At 64.7% G+C, this 15,026-nt stretch carries 19 protein-coding genes and 3 pseudogenes; 19 read left to right on the forward strand and 3 right to left on the reverse strand.

The genetic code is table 11. The features are described from left to right. The first annotated feature begins 45 nt into the window (after positions 1-45). The 12 genes and pseudogenes from rpsJ to AC27KI_RS11140 all read left to right on the forward strand — a co-directional run bounded on the left by rpsJ (position 46) and on the right by AC27KI_RS11140 (position 6,091). The gene (rpsJ, locus tag AC27KI_RS11085; RefSeq protein ID WP_005796953.1) at positions 46-357 is read left to right on the forward strand and encodes a 30S ribosomal protein S10; all 312 of its coding nucleotides are present in this window, start codon (positions 46-48) and stop codon (positions 355-357) included. A 219-nt stretch (positions 358-576) separates the two neighbouring features. Further along, positions 577-1,248 carry a 50S ribosomal protein L3 gene (gene rplC, locus AC27KI_RS11090; protein ID WP_272549647.1) on the forward strand — a complete coding sequence of 224 codons (672 nt, stop codon included), beginning with the start codon at positions 577-579 and terminating at the stop codon, positions 1,246-1,248. Beyond that, positions 1,248-1,868 carry a 50S ribosomal protein L4 gene (gene rplD / locus AC27KI_RS11095; RefSeq protein ID WP_092745107.1) on the forward strand — a complete coding sequence of 207 codons (621 nt, stop codon included), beginning with the start codon at positions 1,248-1,250 and terminating at the stop codon, positions 1,866-1,868. Before rplC ends, rplD begins: the two co-directional genes overlap by 1 nt. Further along, the gene (gene rplW / locus AC27KI_RS11100; protein ID WP_272549645.1) at positions 1,865-2,179 is read left to right on the forward strand and encodes a 50S ribosomal protein L23; all 315 of its coding nucleotides are present in this window, start codon (positions 1,865-1,867) and stop codon (positions 2,177-2,179) included. Before rplD ends, rplW begins: the two co-directional genes overlap by 4 nt. A gap of 2 nt (positions 2,180-2,181) precedes the next feature. Next, a complete protein-coding gene (gene rplB, locus AC27KI_RS11105) occupies positions 2,182-3,006 on the forward strand; it encodes a 50S ribosomal protein L2 (RefSeq protein WP_092745109.1) in 825 nt (274 codons plus the stop codon). Positions 3,007-3,016: 10 nt separating this feature from the next. Next, complete coding sequence (gene rpsS / locus AC27KI_RS11110) at positions 3,017-3,295, forward strand: 30S ribosomal protein S19 (protein ID WP_272565826.1); 279 nt, start codon at positions 3,017-3,019, stop codon at positions 3,293-3,295. 9 nt (positions 3,296-3,304) lie between these two features. Continuing rightward, a pseudogene (gene rplV / locus AC27KI_RS11115) lies at positions 3,305-3,638 on the forward strand (50S ribosomal protein L22). Between the two features lie 16 nt (positions 3,639-3,654). Beyond that, positions 3,655-4,539, forward strand: a complete 885-nt coding sequence (gene rpsC, locus AC27KI_RS11120; protein ID WP_272565825.1) for a 30S ribosomal protein S3 — start codon at positions 3,655-3,657, stop codon at positions 4,537-4,539. 2 nt (positions 4,540-4,541) lie between these two features. Further along, positions 4,542-4,958, forward strand: a complete 417-nt coding sequence (rplP, locus tag AC27KI_RS11125; protein ID WP_056662458.1) for a 50S ribosomal protein L16 — start codon at positions 4,542-4,544, stop codon at positions 4,956-4,958. A 16-nt stretch (positions 4,959-4,974) separates the two neighbouring features. After that, a pseudogene (rpmC, locus tag AC27KI_RS11130) lies at positions 4,975-5,173 on the forward strand (50S ribosomal protein L29). A gap of 9 nt (positions 5,174-5,182) precedes the next feature. After that, complete coding sequence (rpsQ, locus tag AC27KI_RS11135) at positions 5,183-5,452, forward strand: 30S ribosomal protein S17 (protein ID WP_092745113.1); 270 nt, start codon at positions 5,183-5,185, stop codon at positions 5,450-5,452. 132 nt (positions 5,453-5,584) lie between these two features. After that, complete coding sequence (locus AC27KI_RS11140) at positions 5,585-6,091, forward strand: peroxiredoxin (RefSeq protein WP_272565822.1); 507 nt, start codon at positions 5,585-5,587, stop codon at positions 6,089-6,091. Between the two features lie 212 nt (positions 6,092-6,303). On the opposite strand, the gene AC27KI_RS11145 is transcribed toward AC27KI_RS11140, so the two are convergent. Next, on the reverse strand, positions 6,304-6,795 hold the full coding sequence (locus tag AC27KI_RS11145) for a GNAT family N-acetyltransferase (RefSeq protein WP_284394511.1): 492 nt from the start codon (positions 6,793-6,795) through the stop codon (positions 6,304-6,306). A gap of 93 nt (positions 6,796-6,888) precedes the next feature. Further along, positions 6,889-7,392 carry a TlpA disulfide reductase family protein gene (locus AC27KI_RS11150; RefSeq protein ID WP_272565820.1) on the reverse strand — a complete coding sequence of 168 codons (504 nt, stop codon included), beginning with the start codon at positions 7,390-7,392 and terminating at the stop codon, positions 6,889-6,891. A gap of 182 nt (positions 7,393-7,574) precedes the next feature. Between AC27KI_RS11150 and AC27KI_RS11155 the strand changes: the two genes are divergently transcribed. The 4 genes from AC27KI_RS11155 to ptsP all read left to right on the forward strand — a co-directional run bounded on the left by AC27KI_RS11155 (position 7,575) and on the right by ptsP (position 10,741). Further along, positions 7,575-8,120, forward strand: a complete 546-nt coding sequence (locus AC27KI_RS11155; RefSeq protein ID WP_317360417.1) for a hypothetical protein — start codon at positions 7,575-7,577, stop codon at positions 8,118-8,120. 97 nt (positions 8,121-8,217) lie between these two features. Next, positions 8,218-8,670 carry a PTS sugar transporter subunit IIA gene (locus tag AC27KI_RS11160; RefSeq protein WP_284430960.1) on the forward strand — a complete coding sequence of 151 codons (453 nt, stop codon included), beginning with the start codon at positions 8,218-8,220 and terminating at the stop codon, positions 8,668-8,670. After that, a complete protein-coding gene (locus tag AC27KI_RS11165) occupies positions 8,639-8,908 on the forward strand; it encodes an HPr family phosphocarrier protein (protein ID WP_272549631.1) in 270 nt (89 codons plus the stop codon). The genes AC27KI_RS11160 and AC27KI_RS11165 overlap by 32 nt, the downstream gene beginning before the upstream one ends. Before the next feature lie 78 nt (positions 8,909-8,986). After that, the gene (gene ptsP, locus AC27KI_RS11170) at positions 8,987-10,741 is read left to right on the forward strand and encodes a phosphoenolpyruvate--protein phosphotransferase (protein ID WP_487113833.1); all 1,755 of its coding nucleotides are present in this window, start codon (positions 8,987-8,989) and stop codon (positions 10,739-10,741) included. A gap of 98 nt (positions 10,742-10,839) precedes the next feature. Here ptsP and AC27KI_RS11175 read toward each other — a convergent pair whose 3' ends face one another. Further along, the gene (locus AC27KI_RS11175) at positions 10,840-11,649 is read right to left on the reverse strand and encodes a TorF family putative porin (protein WP_487113835.1); all 810 of its coding nucleotides are present in this window, start codon (positions 11,647-11,649) and stop codon (positions 10,840-10,842) included. Between the two features lie 311 nt (positions 11,650-11,960). On the opposite strand from AC27KI_RS11175, the gene kdpF reads away from it, so the two are divergent. From kdpF to kdpB, 3 genes and pseudogenes are all read left to right on the forward strand, one after another. Then, positions 11,961-12,059 carry a K(+)-transporting ATPase subunit F gene (gene kdpF / locus AC27KI_RS11180; RefSeq protein ID WP_272565812.1) on the forward strand — a complete coding sequence of 33 codons (99 nt, stop codon included), beginning with the start codon at positions 11,961-11,963 and terminating at the stop codon, positions 12,057-12,059. A 1-nt stretch (position 12,060) separates the two neighbouring features. After that, positions 12,061-13,875, forward strand: coding sequence for a potassium-transporting ATPase subunit KdpA (gene kdpA / locus AC27KI_RS11185; protein WP_487089469.1), 1,815 nt, complete (start codon positions 12,061-12,063; stop codon positions 13,873-13,875). A 1-nt stretch (position 13,876) separates the two neighbouring features. Next, positions 13,877-15,026, forward strand: a pseudogene (gene kdpB / locus AC27KI_RS11190) (potassium-transporting ATPase subunit KdpB); the annotation flags it as partial.

Here is a 15,026-nt window from a genome sequence, read left to right on the forward strand (position 1 = left end):
GTGGCCAAGATCATTGCTTAAGCCTCAGGCACAAAGGAACTTGCCATGTCCAAGCAAAAAATCCGCATCCGCCTGAAGGCGTTTGATTACAAGCTGATCGACCAGTCCGCTGCCGAGATCGTTGATACAGCCAAGCGCACCGGCGCCATCGTCAAGGGCCCCGTGCCCCTGCCGACGCGCATGAAGCGTTTCGACATCCTGCGTTCGCCGCACGTCAACAAGACCAGCCGCGACCAGCTCGAAATCCGCACGCACCAGCGCCTGATGGACATCGTCGATCCGACGGACAAGACGGTGGACGCGCTGATGAAGCTCGACCTGCCGGCTGGCGTGGACGTCGAAATCAAGCTGCAGTAATTTAGCGGCTCTGGGGCGCGGCGGTTGCTGCGCGCCAACACATAACGCGGACTTGCTTGCAAAAGCAGTCCGCGTTATACTTTGCGGCTTCGCCTTTTTTTGCGCTTTGCGTGACGGCGGCGGAGTTTTATCAACCTTCTTTCGCGCACGGCGGTGCAAACGTTGTGCAAACGCTTTGGCCAATTGAAGTCGAGGCGGTGAAAGTTTTGGAGAAAATCAATGAGTCAAAGCAACTCCCAAGGGTTGCTGGGCCGCAAGGTGGGCATGATGCGTCTGTTCACCGATGACGGGGACGCAGTGCCCGTCACGGTGGTGGATGTGTCCAACAACCGCGTGACCCAGGTTAAAACCCAAGAGAACGATGGCTACGTGGCCTTGCAGGTCACGTTTGGTTCGCGCAAGGCATCGCGTGTGACCAAGCCCGCAGCGGGCCATCTGGCAAAGGCCGGCGTCGAAGCCGGTGAAGTGATCCGCGAATTCCGCGTGACCGCTGATGTCGCCGCCCAGTACGCCGTCGGTTCCACCGTCCCCGTGACGCTGTTCACCGTGGGCCAGAAGGTGGACGTGCAAGGCACGTCGATCGGCAAGGGCTACGCTGGCACGATCAAGCGCCACAACATGGCCTCGCAGCGCGCATCGCACGGTAACAGCCGTTCGCACAATGTGCCTGGCTCCATCGGTATGGCACAAGACCCCGGTCGCGTGTTCCCCGGTAAGCGCATGACCGGCCACCTGGGCGATGTCACCAAGACCACGCAAAACCTCGATGTCATCCGCATCGACGAAGCGCGTCAACTGCTCTTGATCAAGGGCGCCATTCCGGGCTCCAAGGGCGGGTTCGTGACGGTGCGTCCGGCAGTCAAGGCCAAAGCTTCCAAGGGAGCGAACTAATGCAGCTCGAACTCCTGAATGACCAAGGCCAGGCCGCATCGAAATTCGATGCGCCCGAAACCGTGTTCGGTCGCGAATACAACGAAGATCTGGTTCACCAGATCGTGGTGGCTTACCAGGCCAATGCCCGCCAGGGCACGCGTGCTCAAAAAGACCGCGAACAGGTCAAGCACTCCACCAAGAAGCCCTTCAAGCAAAAAGGCACCGGCCGCGCTCGCGCTGGTATGACCTCCTCGCCTCTGTGGCGTGGGGGCGGTCGCATCTTCCCGAATCTGCCTGAAGAAAACTTCACGCAGAAGATCAACAAGAAGATGTACCGCGCCGGTATGGCTGCGATCTTTTCGCAGCTGGCCCGCGAAGGCCGTCTGGCCGTGGTGGACTCGCTGACGTTGGAAAGCCCCAAGACCAAGGTGCTCGCCGACAAGTTCAAGGCGATGAACCTGCAGTCGGTGATGGTGATCGCCGACGAAGTGGACGAAAACCTGTACCTTGCTTCGCGCAATCTGAAGAACGTGTTCATCGTTGAACCCCGTTACGCAGACCCCGTGTCGCTGGTGCACTACAAGAAAGTGCTCGTCACCAAGGGCGCGATCGACAAACTCAAGGAGATGTTCGCATGAGCACGCCCAAGTTTGACGAAGGTCGTCTGATGCAAGTGCTGGTCGCTCCCATCGTGTCCGAAAAGGCCACCATGGTTGCCGAGAAGTCCAATGCTGTGACGTTCAAGGTGCTGCAGAACGCAACCAAGCCAGAAATCAAGGCCGCTGTGGAATTGATGTTCAAGGTCGAGGTCAAGGGCGTCTCTGTGGTGAACACCAAAGGCAAGGCCAAGCGTTTTGGCAAGACCATGGGCCGCCGCGACAACGTGCGCAAGGCTTATGTCACGCTGCAACCAGGTCAAGAGCTGAACCTGTCCGGGGAGGCCGCGTAATCATGGCCGTCATCAAAATGAAACCCACTTCGCCCGGCCAACGCGCTGTGGTGAAGGTTACCCGTGACCACCTGTACAAGGGTGAAGCGTATGCGCCGCTGCTGGAGCCTCAGTTCCAGAAGGCCGGTCGCAACAACAACGGTCACATCACGACCCGCCACAAGGGCGGCGGTCACAAGCACCACTACCGCGTGGTGGATTTCGTCCGCAACAAGGATGGCATCCCCGCAAAGGTCGAGCGCATTGAATACGATCCGAACCGTACGGCCCACATCGCTCTGGTGTGCTATGCCGACGGCGAGCGCCGTTACATCATTGCCCCCCGTGGTCTGGAAGTCGGCAGCACGCTCCTGAGCGGCTCCGAAGCCCCGATCCGTGCAGGCAACACGCTGCCGATCCGCAACATCCCCGTGGGTTCGACCATCCACTGCATCGAGCTCAAGCCCGGTGCCGGCGCGCAGATCGCACGCTCGGCAGGTGCTTCCGCAACGCTGCTGGCTCGTGAAGGCACGTACGCCCAGGTGCGCATGCGCTCTGGCGAAGTGCGCAAGATCCACATCGAGTGCCGTGCAACCATCGGCGAAGTCGCCAACGAAGAGCACAGCCTGCGCCAACTCGGCAAGGCCGGTGTGAAGCGCTGGATGGGTATTCGCCCAACGGTTCGTGGCGTGGCCATGAACCCGGTGGATCACCCTCACGGTGGTGGCGAAGGCCGCACCGGCGAAGGCCGCCATGCAGTCGATCCTTGGGGCAATCTGACCAAGGGTTATCGCACCCGCAACAACAAGCGCACACAAGTGATGATTGTGTCGCGTCGCAAGAAGTAAGGGATAACAAATGACTCGCTCTCTCAAAAAGGGTCCGTTTGTTGACCACCACTTGATGGCAAAGGTCGAAAAGGCCATTGCGACCAAGGACAAGAAACCAGTCAAGACCTGGTCGCGTCGCTCCATGGTTCTGCCCGATTTCATCGGTCTGACCATTGCCGTGCACAACGGCAAGCAGCACGTACCGGTGTATGTCACCGACCAGATGGTGGGCCACAAGCTGGGCGAATTCGCCCTGACGCGCACCTTCAAGGGTCACCCCGCGGACAAGAAAGTCCAGAAGAAGTAAGGAACGACCATGTCTGAAACACGTGCAGTCCTCCGGGGCGTCCGTCTGTCGGTCGACAAGGGCCGTCTGGTCGCTGATCTGATCCGCGGCAAGAAGGTCGACCAGGCTCTGAACATCCTGACGTTCACGCAGAAAAAAAGCTGCAGGAATCGTCAAGAAGGTGCTGGAGTCCGCCATCGCCAACGCTGAGCACAACGACGGCGCCGACATCGACGAACTGAAGGTCAAGACCATCTACGTCGAACAAGGCACCACGCTCAAGCGTTTCACCGCGCGCGCCAAAGGCCGCGGCAATCGCATCAGCAAGCCCACGTGCCATGTGTACGTGACGGTTGGCAACTGAAGGCCCGAGGAAGACTATGGGACAGAAAATCCATCCTACCGGCTTCCGCCTGGCGGTCAGCCGCAATTGGGCCAGCCGTTGGTACGCGAGCAACCGTGACTTCGCCGGCATGCTGGCCGAAGACATCAAGGTGCGCGAATACCTGAAGGCCAAGCTGAAGAACGCTGCCGTCTCGCGTATCCTGATCGAGCGCCCCGCCAAGAATGCCCGCATCACCATCTACTCGGCACGTCCGGGCGTGGTGATCGGCAAGAAGGGCGAAGACATCGAGAACCTGAAGAAGGAACTCGCGACGCGTCTGGGCGTGCCGGTCGCAGTGAACATCGAAGAAGTGCGCAAGCCCGAAATCGATGCCAAGCTGATCGCCGACAGCATCACGCAACAGCTGGAAAAGCGGATCATGTTCCGCCGCGCCATGAAGCGCGCCATGCAAAACGCCATGCGTCTGGGTGCCCAGGGCATCAAGATCATGTCGTCCGGCCGTCTGAACGGGATTGAAATCGCCCGTTGCGAGTGGTACCGCGAAGGTCGCGTGCCGCTTCACACCCTGCGCGCCGACATCGACTATGGCACGTCCGAAGCCAAGACCACCTACGGCGTCATCGGCGTCAAGGTCTGGGTCTACAAGGGCGATACGCTGGGCCGCAACGATCTGCCCGCAGTGGAAACACCGCGTCCAGAAGAAGAGCGTCGTCCCCGTGGCCCGCGTCGCGATGGCCGCCCAGGTGGCGATCGTCCGGGTGCAGGCCGTGGTGGTCCACGCCGTCCAGCCGGTGCCAATGCGGCGCCTGCAGACGGTAGCGACAAGCCCGCCGGTGCCGGTGGCGCCGATAACACCGCCGTTAAGCGCGTTCGCAAGGTTGACGCGCCCGCTACAGCAGCGGACGGCAAAGGAGAATAAAGATGCTGCAACCCGCTCGCCGCAAGTACCGCAAAGAGCAGAAGGGCCGTAACACCGGCGTTGCCACCCGTGGCAATTCGGTGGCCTTCGGCGACTTCGGCCTGAAGTGCACGGACCGTGGTCGTCTGACGGCCCGCCAGATCGAGGCCGCACGCCGTGCGATCTCCCGTCACGTGAAGCGTGGCGGCCGTATCTGGATCCGCGTGTTCCCCGACAAGCCGATCTCTACCAAGCCCGCCGAAGTTCGGATGGGTAACGGTAAGGGCAACCCCGAGTATTACGTGGCTGAAATTCAGCCCGGCAAGGTGGTGTTCGAGATCGTCGGTGTGCCTGAAGAACTGGCCCGTGAAGCGTTCCGCCTGGCTGCTGCCAAGCTGCCGCTGCGCACCACGTTCGTGGCCCGTCAAATTGGCGCTTAAATTCAGGAGAATCGAAATGACGAAAGCTGCTGAACTGCGCCAAAAAAGACGTCGCTGGCATCGAAACCGAAATCAAGTCCTTGCAAAAGGCCCACTTCGGTCTGCGCATGCAGAAGGCCACGCAACAACTGGCAAACACCAATACGCTGCGTATCACCCGTCGGGATATCGCTCGTGCCAAGACCATTCTTGCTGAAAAGCAAGCCGCCAAGTAAGGAGCCCACATGACGGAAGCTAAAAAATCCCTCAAGCGCACCTTGATTGGCAAGGTGGTCAGCGACAAGCGTACGAAAACCGTGACCGTGCTGGTCGAGCGCCGTGTGAAGCACGAGCTCTACGGCAAGATCGTGGCGAAATCCAGCAAGTACCACGCCCATGACGAAAAGGGCGAATACAAGTTGGGTGACACCATCGAGATCACGGAAAGCCGTCCGATCTCCAAGACCAAGAACTGGGTTGCCACCCGTCTGGTCCAGAAGGCCGCACTGGTCTGATTGGCAGATCCTTACAAGCCCTACGGGCTTGTTGGCTGCAAAGCCGCTCAAAACGACCCACAATGCTGGGTCGTTTTGTTTTTGGGGGCCCGCGTTCTGCAGGTCCCTTATTCCACCCCCTAGGAGCCCAGCATGATCAAAGTCGGTGAAACCCTGCCCGCCATCACCTTGATGGAATATTCCGAAGTCGAAGGCGACGGTTGCAGCCTCGGCCCCAACCCTGTCGCGGTGGACCAGGCCACCACCGGCAAGACCATCGCGCTGTTTGCCGTGCCAGGTGCCTTCACGCCAACCTGTTCCGCCAAGCATGTTCCCGGATATGTGGAGCAGGCCGAGGCTTTCAAGGCCGCGGGTGTTGACGAGATCTGGTGCCTGAGCGTGAATGACGCGTTCGTGATGGGTGCCTGGGCGCGCGATCAGAAGACGCAGGGCAAGGTGCGCATGCTGGCGGACGGTGATGCCGCTTTTGCCAAGGCCACGGGCCTGACGCTGGATTTGAACGGCAAGGGCCTGGGCCTGCGCAGCAATCGCTATTCGATGCTGGTGAAAGATGGCAAGGTGGCATCACTGAACATCGAAGCGCCCGGCAAGTTCGAAGTGAGCGACGCGGCAACGTTGCTGGCACAGGCCAAGGGCTGAACGCACAAAGTGCCGCTGGCTGGGGATGGGAGAGGAGATTGCCCATCCCGCGTCCAGCGCCATGCGGTTTGCTGGGTGACCTCACAGCAGGCGTTGTGTGGTGATGGCAGCACGGTCCCCAGAGGCGGAGCACGGCCCTTTGTGCCAAGCCAACATGCTGGTCATGGCAGCCCGGCATCGGGTGCTCCGTCCCGGCGCCTGCTCGCCGTGCATTAATCGATATCCGCCTTGAGGTAGTGCGAGCCTGCGATGGGGTTGTGATAGTAGGGCGGGATTTCTTCGAAGCCCAAGTCGGCATACAGCGCACGGGCCGATTCCATGCCATCGAGCGTATCGAGCAGCACGCAGGCATATCCCGCTTGCCGCGCGGCATCGAGAATGGCCTCTGCCAGTTGCCGGCCGAGGCCGAAACCGCGGAATGCCTTGCGCACATACAGGCGCTTCATTTCGCTGGCGTTGGGGTAATCGGCGTTGTCCATGGGGCGCAGGGCACAGCAGCCCGCGATGGCACCGTCCACTTCCGCCAGCAGGATCTGGCCACGCGGCGGTGCATAGTCCGCCGGCAGGGTGGCCAGTTCGGCCTCGAAGTTCTGGAAATACAGGTCGATGCCCAAGCTGTCGGCATATTCCCGGAAGATGTCGCGCACAGCGTCCATCTCGGCAGGAAGGGTCGGCGTCAGCAGGGCCACGGAGGGCTGGTCCACAGGCGGTTGCTAGGAACGAAGGAGTTGCCAGTGTAGCGGGCTCTGCCCGGCCCCTTCAACCGGCGGTTGGCCGCCCAAGCCGTGGAGCGAGGGTCAGGTCTCTGCCAGCAGGCGCTCGATGAGCCGATGGAGCTCGGGGAAGTCGGGAGCCCCGACATAGGTCTTGACGATCTCTCCGCGCTTGTTGACGATGAAAGTGGACGGGGTGAGCTTGACGTCACCCCAGGCCTGGGCCACCGCGCCCGTGTTGTCGATGGCAACCTTGAACGGCAGTTGGCGGGTTTCGGCGAAATTCACCACATAGCTCGGTGGGTCGTAGCTCATGGCGACGGCCAAGGTGTCGAAGCCCTGTGCCCGGTACTTCTGGTAGGTCGCCACGACCTCGGGCATCTCGGCCACGCAGGTGACGCAACTGGTGGCCCAGAAGTTGACCAGGGTGACCTGGCCGTGCAGATCGGCGGTGGTCTTCTTGGAGCCGTCCAGCAGCACAAAGGTCGACTGCGGTGCCTGGGACGTGCCGGCGCCCAGGAACACGAAGGCGCCGATGCCTGCGAATGCCGCCACTGCCGCGGCGCCCAACCAATGCTTGATGCCCATTGCGCTCTTTCCACCTGTGTCTGCACGGTGCGTGCAGCTGTCTGTCGACATTTTGCCGGACGGTCCGGATCTTCGGGGTGATGGAGCGCAAGGCCCTGCGAAAGTTCGCTGATCCTGCGAAGCCGAAGCCCCGGACCGGCTTGCCACAGCAGGCCCATTGCGGCACTCCGGATAATGCGCGGATGCATTGCCCAATTGGTATCGCCTCTGCGCTGGCCCTGCTGCTCGCCGGCTGCAGCCCCGCGCTGAACTGGCGCAGCGTGCCGCTCGAAAGCGCCGGCCTCACGGTGCTGCTGCCTTGCAAGCCGGATCACGCGACACGTTCGGTGGATCTGGGTGGGCGGCCCGCGGATCTGGCCATGGTGGGCTGCGAGGCCGATGGCGCGACGTTTGCCGTTTCGCACATGGTGGTCGAAGACCCCTCGCAGGCGGGCGCTGTCCTCGCGCAGTGGCGGGCGGCGGTGCTGGCACGCATGCAGGCGCCGGCGGCAGGGGATGCCGAGGCCGGTGCTGTTGCCTTCGTGCCGGCCGGTGCCCTGGCCCTGCCGCAGTCGGTGCGGCTGCAAGCCCAGGGGCGGCGCAGCGACGGCGGTGCGGTGATCGCGCAAGCCGTCTGGTTTGCCCGCATGGAAGGGCGGCAGGCGCGCCTGTACCATGCGGTGGTCTATACGGACGCCCCGCGCATGGCGGTCGCGGACACGTTCTTTGCCGGACTGGCGCTGCCATGATCGGGGTCGCCTCTGCTTCCTCAGGCCTTGCGCGCGGGCTGCGAATGCCCAGCGAAGGTTGCACGCGGCGCCATAATGCGGTTCACTCCATCGCCCCATGAGCACGCGCATCCTCATCATTGCCCACTCCCCGCTGGCCCATGCGCTGCGCGAGTGCGCTCTCCATGTTTTCCCCGACTGCGGCGACGAGGTACTCGCGTTCGACGTGCATCCCCACACGCCGCCCGAAGAGACCCTGGCCACCGCCCGCATCCTGCTGGCTTCGCACGACGGCGATTCGCCCACGCTGGTGCTGACCGACGTGTTCGGCGCCACCCCATGCAATGTCGCGCAGCGCCTGGTGGATGGCGAGCACTCACGGCTGGTCACCGGCGTGAATCTGCCCATGCTGCTGCGCACCGTGAGCTACCGGCACGAACCGCTGGAGGCGCTCGTTTCGCGCGCGGTGGTTGGCGGCACCCAGGGCGTGATGCAGGTGGCGATCTCGGCCCCGCAGAACCAGATACGACGTTCCCACCATGATCAAGACGACCATCACCATCAGCAATAAGCTGGGCCTGCACGCCCGGGCGTCCGCCAAGCTCACGAAGCTGGCAGGCAGTTTTCCGTGCGATGTCTGGCTGGCCAAGGGCGAGCGGCGCATCAATGCCAAGAGCATCATGGGCGTCATGATGCTGGCCGCCGGGCTGGGCTCGACGGTCGAGTTGGAGACCAACGGCGCGCAGGAGCAGGAAGCCATGGATGCGCTTCGGGCCTTGATCGACGGCAAGTTCGGCGAAGGGGAGTGATGTGCGGGCCGCGCTGATCGCCTGCCGCGCCGCCTGCCAGCCTGCGCACGCCGCGGACAGGCCCGGAGCGCCAGCGCCATGACGTTCGCCGTCCACGGTCTGGCGGTCGCCCGCGGCATCGCCATCGGGCGCGCCGTGCTGGTCGCCTCGAGCCGCGTGGATGTGGCGCACTATTTCATCGAGGCGGACCAGGTCGGCGCGGAGATCGTGCGCGTGCGCAACGGCCGCAACGCCGTGGTGGAGGAACTGCAGCGCCTGCAGGCCGAGATGCCGCACGATGCGCCCCCCGAGCTGGCGGCGCTGCTCGACGTGCACATGATGCTGCTGCAGGACGAGGCGCTGGTGAGCGGCGTCAAGCACTGGATCACCGACCGCCTCTACAACGCCGAATGGGCGCTGACCACCCAGCTGGAGGTCATCGCGCGCCAGTTCGACGAGATGGAGGACGAGTACCTGCGCGAGCGCAAAGCCGACCTGGAGCAGGTGGTGGAGCGCGTCCTGCGCCACATGAAAGGCGTGGCCAGCCCGGTGGCGCCGCCGCCCAGCAGCCCGCGCCGCAGCAACCAGCAGGACCTGCTGCTGGACGACACGGTGGACGTGCCCCTCGTGCTGGTGGCCCACGACCTGTCGCCGGCCGACATGCTGCAGTTCAAGAAGAGCGTGTTCGCCGGTTTCGTGACGGACGTGGGCGGCAAGACCTCGCACACGGCCATCGTGGCGCGCAGCATGGACATCCCCGCGGTGGTGGGCGCGCGCGCCGCCAGCCAGCTGGTGCGGCAGGACGACTGGGTCATCATTGACGGCGATGCCGGCGTGATGATCGTGGACCCGTCGCCCATCATCCTGGCCGAATACGGTTTCCGCCAGCGCCAGACCACGCTGGAGCGCGAGCGCCTGTCGCGTCTGCGCCATACGCCGGCGGTCACGCTGGATGGGCAGAAAATCGAGCTGCTGGCCAACATCGAGCAGCCTGCTGACGCGGCCGCTGCGCTGCGCGGCGGCGCTGCGGGCGTGGGCCTGTTCCGCAGCGAATTCATGTTCATGGGGCGCAACGGCCACCTGCCGGGCGAGGAAGAGCAGTACCAGGCCTACCGCGAGGCGGTGCAGGGCATGAACGGCATGCCCGTCACGCTGCGCACCATCGACGTGGGGGCCGACAAGCCGCTCGACAAGGGCTACAAGGACAGCTACCTGAATCCCGCGCTCGGCCTGCGTGCCATCCGCTGGAGCCTGGCCGATCCGGCCATGTTCCGCACGCAGCTGCGCGCCGTGCTGCGCGCGGCCGTGCATGGCCCGGTGAACCTGCTGTTCCCGATGCTCGCGCACGTGAGCGAGATCCAGCAGACCCTCGCCCAGGTGGAAATGGCCCGCGCCGAGCTGGATGCGCGCGGCGTGGCACATGGGCCGGTGCAACTGGGGGCGATGATCGAGGTGCCGGCCGCCGCGCTCATGGTGCGCAGCTTCCTGAAGTATTTCGACTTCCTGTCGATCGGCACCAACGACCTGATCCAGTACACCCTGGCCATCGACCGCGCCGACGAGGCCGTGGCCCACCTCTACGACCCCCTGCACCCCGCCGTGCTGCAGCTGGTGGCCCAGGTGATTGCCGAGGGCGAGCGCCAGGGCAAGAGCGTGTGCGTGTGCGGCGAGACGGCGGGCGACGTCTCCATGACGCGGCTGCTGCTGGGCCTGGGCCTGCGCAGCTTTTCCATGCACCCGGCGCAGATCCTCGCGGTCAAGCAGGAGGTGCTGCGCGCCGACACCCGCAAGCTCGGGCCGTGGGCGCAGGGCGTGCTTGCCTCGGACGACCCGGCCGCACTGCTGGCCGAATAATTTGCTATAAATTTAATAGCTAAAGAGGCAATGAATCTCCTGGCGTCGGGCCTGTTTGACCAGATGCCGCTGCGCCAGCCTTGCCGGCGGCGCTTCCGTCAGAAAACCTGGGCCAGCGTGACGATGAGGCGCCCTTTGTTGGGCGAGTAGCGCGCGGCATCCGCTGCCGGGCCGGTAGCGGCCGCATAGGCGGCCTGCCGGTTGGCCGCCTGCAATGCCCCGGTGAGCGAGAGCCCGCCGCCGAAGTCGTAGGCCGCACCGACCTGGTAATCGACGTAGCTGGGCCATCCCAGGCGGCGGATGTCTCCGGCCATTCGCGTATAGCCGATGGCGGCCTTCAAGCTGAGCTGCGCGCCCAGCGCGTGGCTGTACGCCAGGTTCACATAGCCCGTGTTGCGCCCCGACAGGCCCGAGCCCGTCCGGGCGCCCGCATAGCCGAAATAGTCGTCCGACACGGTGTGCGAGTACTTGAGCGTGAACGTGCCCAGGGCTTCGTCGGCATGGGTGGCGCTGGCATACAGCTCGGTGGTGTTGCCGCTGCGGTTGCCGGGGTAGAGGTAGGCGAGGGCGCCCACGTCGAGATCGGTGGCACCGGCCTTCCATTTGTAGCCGCCGTAGAGGTCGCTCTCCAGTTGGTTGCCGCGCAGCCAGTTCACGCTGGCGTTCCAGTTGCCGATGTACCAGCCACTGTCACCGAAGGCGTAGTCGACGCCGCCCTGCACCGCCGGCTTGAAGGCGCCGGTCTTGGCGAACTGGTTCGAACGGAGCATGTCCTGGTCCTGCCCGCGGAACTTGTAGTTCGACGTGAGGGCAAGGTTGCCCGTGAACTGGGCGTGGGCCAGCAGCGGCAGGGCCGCGCACAGGGCGGCGGCCAGGGGAAGGGCTCTGAAAACGGGGAAAGGGGTCATGGCTTCACGCGGTCGTTGGAAAGCGCAAAGCGTAGGCAGGCACCCGTAAAAACGGTGTCAAAAGCATGGCACCGCCCATCAAGAATCGGTAACGACACCCCGCCGCCACGCATTTTTACGGCGCGTTTACGCCCCGTGCCCCAGTCTGTGCACCCTTTTTACGGGCGCCTTCCGAGAATCGATTCCATCGTTTTGATGCAGGAGTGAGAGATGGACATCGTGTGGATTGCAGCGCTGGTGGCGCTGTGGGTGGCCATGGCGGAGGCCGTGGTGCTGCTGGGCCGGTTCGACGGCCCCAAAGGAGCATCGCGGTGATCGCGCTCGACGTGCTCTACGGCTTCGGCGCCATCGTGGCCGTCGTCCTGTTCGCGTACCTGGTGTTCGCGCTCATCTGCGCCGAGGAGTTCTGACATGGACGCGTCCGCCTGGGGCCTGCTGGCCCTGTTCCTCCTCGTGCTCCTCGTGCTGGCCTGGCCCCTGGGCCGATGGTTGGCCGCGATCTGCGATGGCCGGCTGCCGCAGTGGATGCACAGCGCCGAGTCACCGCTGTACCGCGTGGCCGGCGTGCGGCCTGAAGAGAGCATGCACTGGCGGCATTACGCGCTGGCCTTGCTGGCGTTCAATGCCATCGGTGCCGTGTTCGTGTACGGCCTGCAGCGCCTGCAGGCCTGGCTGCCGCTCAACCCGCAGGGCATGCCTGCCGTATCGCCCGACTCGGCTTTCAACACGGCGGTGAGCTTCGTCTCCAACACCAACTGGCAGGGCTATGCGGGCGAGGGCACCATGGGCTACCTGACGCAGATGCTGGGACTGTCGGTGCAGAACTTCCTGTCGGCGGCCACGGGCATCGCGGTCGCGTTCGCGCTGGCCCGGGGCTTTGCCGCGCGCCGCACGGACGGCCAGGGGCTTGTGGGCAACTTCTGGGCCGACATGGTGCGCATCAACGCCTGGGTGCTGGTGCCGGTGTCTCTGGTAATCGCCGTGTTTCTGGTGGGGCAGGGCGTGATCCAGAACTTCTCTCCCTCCAAGGAAGTTGCCACGCTGGAGGCCACGGCCTACCAGAACCCGAAGCTGACGGCCGACGGGCAGCCCGAGAAAGACGCGGCCGGCAACCCGGTGACGGAGAGTGCGAGCACCGCCACGCAAACGCTGGCCATGGGGCCGGTGGCATCGCAGGAGGCCATCAAGATGCTGGGCACCAATGGCGGGGGCTTCTTCAATGCCAACTCGGCCCATCCGTACGAGAACCCCACGCCGCTGACCAACTTCGTGCAGATGCTGGCGATCTTCCTGATCCCCGCCGCCCTGTGCTTCACGTTCGGCCGGGTGGTGGGCGACCAGCGCCAGGGGCTGGCGATCCTGGCGGCCATGACCTTGATGTTCGCCGTGGCGGTGGCCGTGGTCATTCCCGCCGAGCAGGCCGGCAACCCGCGCATCGCCGCCCTGGGGGTGGACCAGGCCATGACGGCGCTGCAGTCCGGCGGCAACATGGAGGGCAAGGAAGTGCGCTTCGGCATCACCGCATCGGCACTCTTCGCCGCCGTGACGACGGCCGCCTCGTGCGGCGCGGTGAACGCGATGCACGACTCGTTCACCCCGCTGGGCGGGCTGGTGCCGATGGTGCTGATGCAATTGGGCGAGGTGGTCTTCGGCGGCGTGGGCACGGGCCTGTACGGCATGCTGGTGTTCGCCATCCTCGCAGTGTTCATGGCGGGGCTGATGATCGGCCGCACGCCGGAGTACCTGGGCAAGAAGATCGAAGTGCGCGAGATGAAGCTCACTTCGGTGGCCATCCTGGTCACGCCCATCCTCGTGCTGGTGGGCGCCGCCGTGGCGGTGATCGCGCAGGCGGGCCAGGCCGGCATCGCCAACCCGGGCGCCCATGGCTTTTCCGAGATCCTCTACGCCCTCACGTCGGCGGGCAACAACAACGGCAGCGCCTTCGCGGGCCTGTCGGCCAACACGCCGTTCTACAACCTGCTGCTGGGGCTGACCATGTGGTTCGGTCGCTTCGGCGTGATCGTGCCGGTGCTGGCCATCGCGGGCTCGCTCGCGGCCAAGAAGCGGCTGCCCGCCACCGCCGGCACGCTGCCCACGCACGGGCCGCTGTTCGTGGCCCTGCTGATCGCCACCGTGCTGCTGGTGGGCTTGCTCAATTACGTTCCGTCCCTGGCGCTGGGCCCCGTCGTGGAACACCTGATGCTGTGGACCCCAGTGAGGCCCTGACATGACAACCCCCAAGACATCCCTTTCCCTTTCGCTGTTCGATGCGGCGCTGGTCAAGCCCGCGCTGTGGCAATCGTTCGCCAAGCTCGATCCCCGCGTGCAGTGGCGCAATCCGGTGATGTTCATCGTGTTCATCGGCAGCCTGTTCACCACGCTGCTCTGGCTGCATGCACTCACGGTGCCCAGGACACGGGCATGCGCCCGGCCTTCGTGCTGGCGATCGCCGTCTGGCTGTGGTTCACCGTGCTGTTTGCCAACTTCGCCGAAGCGCTGGCGGAGGGCCGCAGCAAGGCCCAGGCCGCATCGCTGCGCGGCCTGCGCAAGGACACCTGGGCCAAGAAGCTCGCCGAGCCGCGCCATGGCGCGACCTTCCTGCCCGAGCAGGCCACCAACCTGCGCCGCGGCGACGTGGTGCAGGTGGACGCAGGCGACGTGATTCCGCTGGACGGCGAGGTCATCGAGGGCGTGGCCTCGGTGGACGAGAGTGCCATCACCGGCGAATCCGCGCCGGTGGTGCGCGAGTCGGGCGGGGACTTCTCGGCCGTCACGGGCGGCACCCGGGTGCTGTCGGACTGGCTGGTGGTGCGCGTGACGGTAAACCCCGGCGAGTCGTTCCTGGACCGCATGATCTGCATGGTCGAGGCCGCCAAGCGCCAGAAGACACCCAACGAGGTGGCGCTGACCATCCTGCTGGTGGCGCTCACCATCGTGTTCCTCGTGGTCACCGTGACACTGCTGCCGTTCTCGATCTTCAGCGTGGGTGCGTCAGGGGTGGGCACGGTCGTGTCGCTCACCGCGCTGGTGGCGCTCCTCGTGTGCCTGATTCCCACCACCATCGGCGGCCTGCTGTCGGCCGTGGGCGTGGCGGGCATGAGCCGCATGATGCAGGCCAACGTGATCGCCACCTCCGGACGCGCGGTGGAGGCTGCGGGCGACGTGGATGTGCTGCTGCTGGACAAGACCGGCACCATCACGCACGGCAACCGCCAGGCGAGCGCGTTCCTGCCCGCTCCGGGCACCGCCAAGGAGCGCCTGGCCCGTGCCGCCATGCTGGCGTCGCTGGCCGATGAAACGCCCGAGGGCCGCAGCATCGTCGAGCTGGCGCGCCGCAGCGGCGTGCCCGAAGAGGCCGCGGCGCCCGGCGTGCGCCT

The sequence above is a fragment of the Acidovorax sp. KPB24-03 genome, from assembly GCF_057546605.1.

What these genes read in the sequence shown, in the direction of transcription:
- rpsJ (WP_005796953.1), top strand. Translation starts at nt 46, where the DNA reads ATGTCCAAGCAAAAAATCCGCATCCGCCTGAAGGCGTTTGATTACAAG.
- AC27KI_RS11140 (WP_272565822.1), top strand. Translation starts at nt 5,585, where the DNA reads ATGATCAAAGTCGGTGAAACCCTGCCCGCCATCACCTTGATGGAATAT.
- rplW (WP_272549645.1), top strand. Translation starts at nt 1,865, where the DNA reads ATGAGCACGCCCAAGTTTGACGAAGGTCGTCTGATGCAAGTGCTGGTC.
- rpsQ (WP_092745113.1), top strand. Translation starts at nt 5,183, where the DNA reads ATGACGGAAGCTAAAAAATCCCTCAAGCGCACCTTGATTGGCAAGGTG.
- AC27KI_RS11165 (WP_272549631.1), top strand. Translation starts at nt 8,639, where the DNA reads ATGATCAAGACGACCATCACCATCAGCAATAAGCTGGGCCTGCACGCC.
- AC27KI_RS11150 (WP_272565820.1), bottom strand. Translation starts at nt 7,392, where the DNA reads ATGGGCATCAAGCATTGGTTGGGCGCCGCGGCAGTGGCGGCATTCGCA.
- rplC (WP_272549647.1), top strand. Translation starts at nt 577, where the DNA reads ATGAGTCAAAGCAACTCCCAAGGGTTGCTGGGCCGCAAGGTGGGCATG.
- rplP (WP_056662458.1), top strand. Translation starts at nt 4,542, where the DNA reads ATGCTGCAACCCGCTCGCCGCAAGTACCGCAAAGAGCAGAAGGGCCGT.
- rplB (WP_092745109.1), top strand. Translation starts at nt 2,182, where the DNA reads ATGGCCGTCATCAAAATGAAACCCACTTCGCCCGGCCAACGCGCTGTG.
- AC27KI_RS11160 (WP_284430960.1), top strand. Translation starts at nt 8,218, where the DNA reads ATGAGCACGCGCATCCTCATCATTGCCCACTCCCCGCTGGCCCATGCG.
- rpsC (WP_272565825.1), top strand. Translation starts at nt 3,655, where the DNA reads ATGGGACAGAAAATCCATCCTACCGGCTTCCGCCTGGCGGTCAGCCGC.
- AC27KI_RS11155 (WP_317360417.1), top strand. Translation starts at nt 7,575, where the DNA reads ATGCATTGCCCAATTGGTATCGCCTCTGCGCTGGCCCTGCTGCTCGCC.
- kdpA (WP_487089469.1), top strand. Translation starts at nt 12,061, where the DNA reads ATGGACGCGTCCGCCTGGGGCCTGCTGGCCCTGTTCCTCCTCGTGCTC.
- rplD (WP_092745107.1), top strand. Translation starts at nt 1,248, where the DNA reads ATGCAGCTCGAACTCCTGAATGACCAAGGCCAGGCCGCATCGAAATTC.
- ptsP (WP_487113833.1), top strand. Translation starts at nt 8,987, where the DNA reads ATGACGTTCGCCGTCCACGGTCTGGCGGTCGCCCGCGGCATCGCCATC.
- rpsS (WP_272565826.1), top strand. Translation starts at nt 3,017, where the DNA reads ATGACTCGCTCTCTCAAAAAGGGTCCGTTTGTTGACCACCACTTGATG.
- AC27KI_RS11175 (WP_487113835.1), bottom strand. Translation starts at nt 11,649, where the DNA reads ATGACCCCTTTCCCCGTTTTCAGAGCCCTTCCCCTGGCCGCCGCCCTG.